The 5,410-nt window shown below is 37.7% G+C and carries 6 protein-coding genes; all 6 read right to left on the reverse strand.

The features are described from left to right. Positions 1-256: 256 nt before the first annotated feature. Positions 257-1,528, reverse strand: a complete 1,272-nt coding sequence (locus IKV95_RS04780; protein ID WP_036027264.1) for a sensor histidine kinase — start codon at positions 1,526-1,528, stop codon at positions 257-259. Further along, positions 1,528-2,214 (reverse strand): response regulator transcription factor, encoded by a 687-nt coding sequence (locus tag IKV95_RS04785; RefSeq protein ID WP_029091485.1) that lies wholly within the window; start codon positions 2,212-2,214, stop codon positions 1,528-1,530. Before IKV95_RS04785 ends, IKV95_RS04780 begins: the two co-directional genes overlap by 1 nt. 21 nt (positions 2,215-2,235) lie before the next feature. Beyond that, positions 2,236-2,616, reverse strand: a complete 381-nt coding sequence (locus tag IKV95_RS04790) for an iron chaperone (RefSeq protein WP_036027263.1) — start codon at positions 2,614-2,616, stop codon at positions 2,236-2,238. 72 nt (positions 2,617-2,688) lie between these two features. Further along, on the reverse strand, positions 2,689-4,017 hold the full coding sequence (locus tag IKV95_RS04795; RefSeq protein WP_051457246.1) for a S1C family serine protease: 1,329 nt from the start codon (positions 4,015-4,017) through the stop codon (positions 2,689-2,691). 207 nt (positions 4,018-4,224) lie between these two features. Further along, entirely contained in the window at positions 4,225-5,058 is an 834-nt protein-coding gene (locus IKV95_RS04800; RefSeq protein ID WP_069135064.1) for an MBL fold metallo-hydrolase, read from the reverse strand. 31 nt (positions 5,059-5,089) lie between these two features. Then, positions 5,090-5,410, reverse strand: a 321-nt coding sequence (gene yycI / locus IKV95_RS04805; RefSeq protein ID WP_287451452.1) for a two-component system regulatory protein YycI, incomplete at its 5' end; no start/stop codon positions are given.

Below are 5,410 nucleotides of genomic sequence, written 5' to 3' on the forward strand. Positions count from 1 at the left end.
ATTAAGTCACCATAACAAATTTATAGGGGAGGCATTGAAAATGTCAGCTACTACTTCTAATAATGGCGTAGTTCTTCTGGAAATACAAAAGGATGGCACTCTTAAGACATTAACATAGGGAATTAACATAAGGAATTAACATGAAAAACGGTACTCTTAAGACATTAACATAAGGAATGGTACTCGCTTGCGCTCCGTCCCATACTGTTCTCGTAAAGCGGATAAACCCGCTACGATAACAGCAAAGGATTGGCACTTACTTTCTAGCGAAAATCATCATGAAACACGTACCGCCGCTTGGATTTGCTACTGCTTTAATTGTGCCTTGATGTAGCGTTACAATCGATTGCGCAATGGCTAAACCTAATCCGTGTCCCCCGCTTTCACGTTGGCGTGCTTTATCCTCACGATAGAATCGTTCAAATAATCGTTCGGCATGTTCTGGTGCAATGCCAATACCTGTATCAGAGACTGTAAGTTCCCACTGTTTTGCGGTATCTGTTACGCTAATTGTAATCTCGTCCCCTTCACGTGTATATTTCAACGCATTATCAAAGAGAATAATCAGCAATTGCGTCATCAATGTCTGATCAAAGTGTAACTGTTTTGTTGTCTCTATTTTCAATACGAATTTTTTCCCCTGACTTGCTGCAATTTCGCTATAGGGTTCGCATAATTTTTCGAGATATGGCGCTATCGCTGTTGATGTCATATTCACGTGGACTTCGTTGTTATCTGCCCGAGCTAACATCAGTAAATCACTTGTCAATCGACGTAAACGTCTTGTTTCACTTAATGCTAGGGCAATGCTTTCTGCTTCATCTAAAATCGTATGGTTTGGCGTTGTTAAAAGCTTTTCAAGTTTCGTTTGCACAATGCTTAACGGCGTGCGCAACTCATGTGACGAGTTCTCCACAAATTCTTGCTGTTTCTGCCAAGCAACCATAATGGGTGCCATATTTTTCCTTGCTAGGTAGTAACTTAGCACAATCGAAATAAGCCAAAACACAATCATACAGCTAATAATTACCTTTTGAAAAAACTGTACTGTATTTTCTAATTGGTTAGTGTTCGAAACCAATTGTATGTAATACGTTGTACCGTCTAACTTAATTTTCTTGATTACTGAGCGGAAACTCATTTGTTGGTCGTAACTATTTTTCACTTGAATGCTGTTAATTTGGTCTGAGTCTGTTTTATTAAATGTGATGTTTTTCAAATCATCATAACGATTACCGAGTTGCTGTTCATTCAATAACTTCCCTTTAGCTGACCACACCATCAATTCTGTTTGAAAGCTGTTAGGTGGGTTGTTTAGGTTTCTAAAATCACCTTCTGATAAGTTACGTTGTACCTCACTACGAATAAAATGTTCATTTGTGATGGCGAGTTGTAATTTTTCATCTACATCTTTATACAGTGATTGTTGTAAAATTTGACTAATAATCACACCTAATACCAAAAAGAGTAGACCAAATGCTATCATATTACGAATGAAGAGTGAGCGTTGTTGTCGATGAGCCTGCATTAAGCACTCTCCTCTGTTAAGATATAGCCCACATTACGAATGGTATGAATTTCCACTTGTGAGTGCATCTGTTTTAATTTTTTGCGCAAGTTGCTCATGTAGACTTCGACCACAGTATATGTTGTTTCTGAATCAAAGCCCCATATGCGCTCAAAAATTTGTTCTTTTGTAAGAATACGACGTCGCTCTTTAATAAAATAGAGCAGTAAATCAAACTCTTTCCCTTTTAAGATAAGGTCCTCATCATTGACTGTGACACAACGACTGGTCAAATCACAAGTCGTATTTCGATAAACAACTGTTTGTTCTGCAGTGAGACCAAGACTACGTTTTAACATCGCTTGCGCTCTCAAAAGCAGCTCTTCGCGATAAAAAGGTTTTGTTAAATAGTCATCGGCACCATTTTTAAAACCTTCAATTTTAGCAGCCAAACTATCTTTTGCGGTTAACAATAGTGTGGCTGTGTTAATGCCGTTTGCCCGTAATTGCTTCAATACCTCATAACCATCTAACAATGGCAACATAATATCCAGTACGAGCAAATCATAACCGCCATACTGTGCTTCATAAAGGCCTTCTTCACCATCATTACAGTGTGTGACGTTACCTATTTCTTCTAAAATTTCAGCGATACTGCCTGCGAGTAAAATATCATCCTCTACGAGTAAAATCTTAATTGTTGCCATCTGTCTGTCACCCTAATCCAGTTATTTATTATTCTTTGTTCGCTCAATTTCACTATTTAAAACAGCTTTTGCTTTTAAAATAGTTTTTATTTCAGCTACAGGTACCGCCTGATTAAATTTAATCTGCAGTGTTCCTTTGCCTAATTTATAACCTTTTGCTTCTAATTCACTACGCATTTCAGCTGTTACAACATCTGAACCAAAGCCAAAACTAATATGTTGTTTATGTGCACTAAAGCCGACAAATTGCCCATGATAGTGGTAAAAGGGCACATTATAACTTATCTTTTCTTCTAACCCTGGAATGGTTTCTAAAATAATTTGACGCAAAACTTCCATAACCGGTTGCGCCTCTTCGTCTGCGTTTAGAATATAAGTTGTTACATCTGGTATTTTCGTCATCTCAATTTCCTCCTAATTTTTACAGTAAAAAGGCTGTCCCAACATTATCAGGACAGCCTTTTTAATTTATGATTAACTAGAAAGCGCATCACGCTCAGTTAATTTTACTTTTACTGTTTCTTTTTTACCATCACGGTAAACCACTACATCGACAGTATCGCCAATTTTTAATTTTGAATTGTACAAGGCTTTACGAAGTGACATTGAATCTTTCACTGGTGCGCCTGCAAAATCTACGATAACATCGTATGTTTTCAACCCTGCATCAGCAGCGGCAGAATTATTTGAAACATTTTGAATCATCACACCGTCAGTCACTGATTTAGGTAATTTAAGAACATCTACGAGTTGGTTAGATGAAATTGTATTTAAATCACGTAACGTTACACCCAGAGATGGACGTGTTACTTTACCATTTTTTTCGAGTGAGTTAATAATTGGCTCCGCATCATTAATTGGGATTGCAAAACCGATACCTTCTACTTCAGCAGAAGCCAATTTCATTGAATTGATACCAATTACTTGACCTTCAATATTTACTAATGCACCACCACTGTTACCAGGGTTGATTGCTGCATCTGTTTGGATAACATTTGTTTCCCAATCACTTTTTCCATCATTATCAATATCAACTGGTACTGTACGATCAATACCTGAAATAATCCCTTGTGTGACTGAACCTGCATAAGCTGTTCCTAATGGGCTACCAATTGCAATCGCTATTTCACCCGCTTTTAATGCTGCTGAATCACCAAATGTAGCCACGCTTTTCACATCAGTGTCTTTAATACGTAATACGGCTAAATCAGTCCATGAATCCTTACCAATCAATTTTGCCTCTACTTTTTTACCACTTGATAAAATAACTTCAAGTGAATCAGCGTCCGCAATAACATGATTATTGGTTACGATATAAGCATAACCCTTCTCTTTTTTATAGATAACACCTGATCCTGAACCTGATTCAACGGCTTTATCTGTTGAGGCAGTCTGTTCACTCTTATCAGACCCACCAAGAATATCATCAAGACCATTGGATTGTTTTTGATAGTTCAACACACTAACTACGGCATCTTGTGACTTTTTAACGGCATCTGTCACAGCAGAACTCGAATCGACAGAAACTTTTTTCACATTTCCTGTTTGTGAACTTTTGGTGCTGTTATCATCTGATAACGGTGTGCTTGAGTCATTTTTCATACTACCTAATCCTAAGCTACCGCTCAAAAGCGCCACTACTAAAGCTCCAACAATCACACCAATGAGCCCTACCAAAAAGTGACTGGCACCACTTTTCTTTTTACGTGGTGGTTCTGGTTTATATTCTTCTGTTTGAGTACCCTTTATATTGTCTTGTTCATTTTGCGTAAGGTGTTCGTGTTCTTTATTCTCTTCACTCATCGATCATCCACTCCCTATTCTGTTGTTGTTATAGTTTAACTATAAATTATAATCATGAAAAAAATATGACGGTTTTGTAAAAGTTCATGCTCAAATGATTGAACGGTTTATTAACTGCAAAATAACATAAACACACCCAACATTCAGTCTCGGTGCAACTGATCGTGCGTGTGTCTCCGTCGATTAGACGACTATTATGTTTTTCCCTTAAATCAATTTATTTAAACCTGTTAATGGTGTTGCTTTATTAGGGTCTGTATCAAAAATTTGCACCTGTGGTCCGACGCTAATTCCTTGCTGTGTTAATGTTTGCTCGACTGCCATACGAGCAATGTCTTTCATATTATTATCTTGGCTGAGGTGTCCGAGGTAAATACGCTTTGTTTTATCTCCTAACACTTGGCTCATTGCCATACCTGCATCTTCGTTTGATAAATGCCCTTCATCCCCCAAGATACGCTGTTTTGTACTCCATGGGTAACGTCCTGCTCGCAACATTTGAATGTCGTGATTACTTTCAAACAGATAAACATCCGCATTACGAATAACGCCTTTCATGCGTTCGCTGACATAACCTGTGTCTGTCATTGTGACAATTTTATGCTGTCCTTGATGGAAGGCATAAAACATCGGATCCGCAGCATCATGAGAAACACCAAATGATTCAACATCAATTGATCCGAAGGTCTGCACTGTATTTGTATCAAACGTGAATTTTAAATCCGTTGCAATTTCTCCGACTGACTTCGGCATTGCTCGCCATGTTTTTTCATTGGCATAGATTGGGATTTGATATTTTCGAGCTAATACACCTAACCCTTTAATATGATCACTATGTTCATGTGAGATTAATATCGCATCAATATCTGCCAAAGAACGTCCGACTGATTGGCAAAGCTCTTCCATTTTTTTGCCGCTGTGCCCACAATCAATTAATAACAATTGATTGTCTGATTCAATCAATGTTGCGTTACCTGAACTTCCACTTGTTAAAAATGAGTAACGCAAGTCAGCGACACTTGTTTTAGATGCCTGTGGCATTGCTTTTGTAATAAATTCCATCTTTATCCCCCTATGACTGTGCAGTATACTCAACTTTTCGCGACATTTCTGTCGTCAGTACTTGTCCTTCAATCGCATCTACCATTAATTGCATGCGTTGATCATCCACTTCTATTGTATAGTACCAAACTGGCATGTACACATTTGAACTCTCAAGATTGCCTAAAATGTAATAGCCCAATTGAATATCTACTAAATCGGCTTTGCTTGGTATTTTATTATTTTGAAATAAACTTTCAAACCCTTGGCTAGGTGAAATCAGATCATTGGTTCCAGAAAGTTTGGTAATATCAGTCAACATTGTTTGTGTGTAACTTTTAACATAACCATC

Origin of the sequence: Brochothrix sp., assembly GCF_017549435.1 — a bacterium.
GTDB classification, from domain to species: Bacteria; Bacillota; Bacilli; order Lactobacillales; family Listeriaceae; genus Brochothrix; species Brochothrix thermosphacta.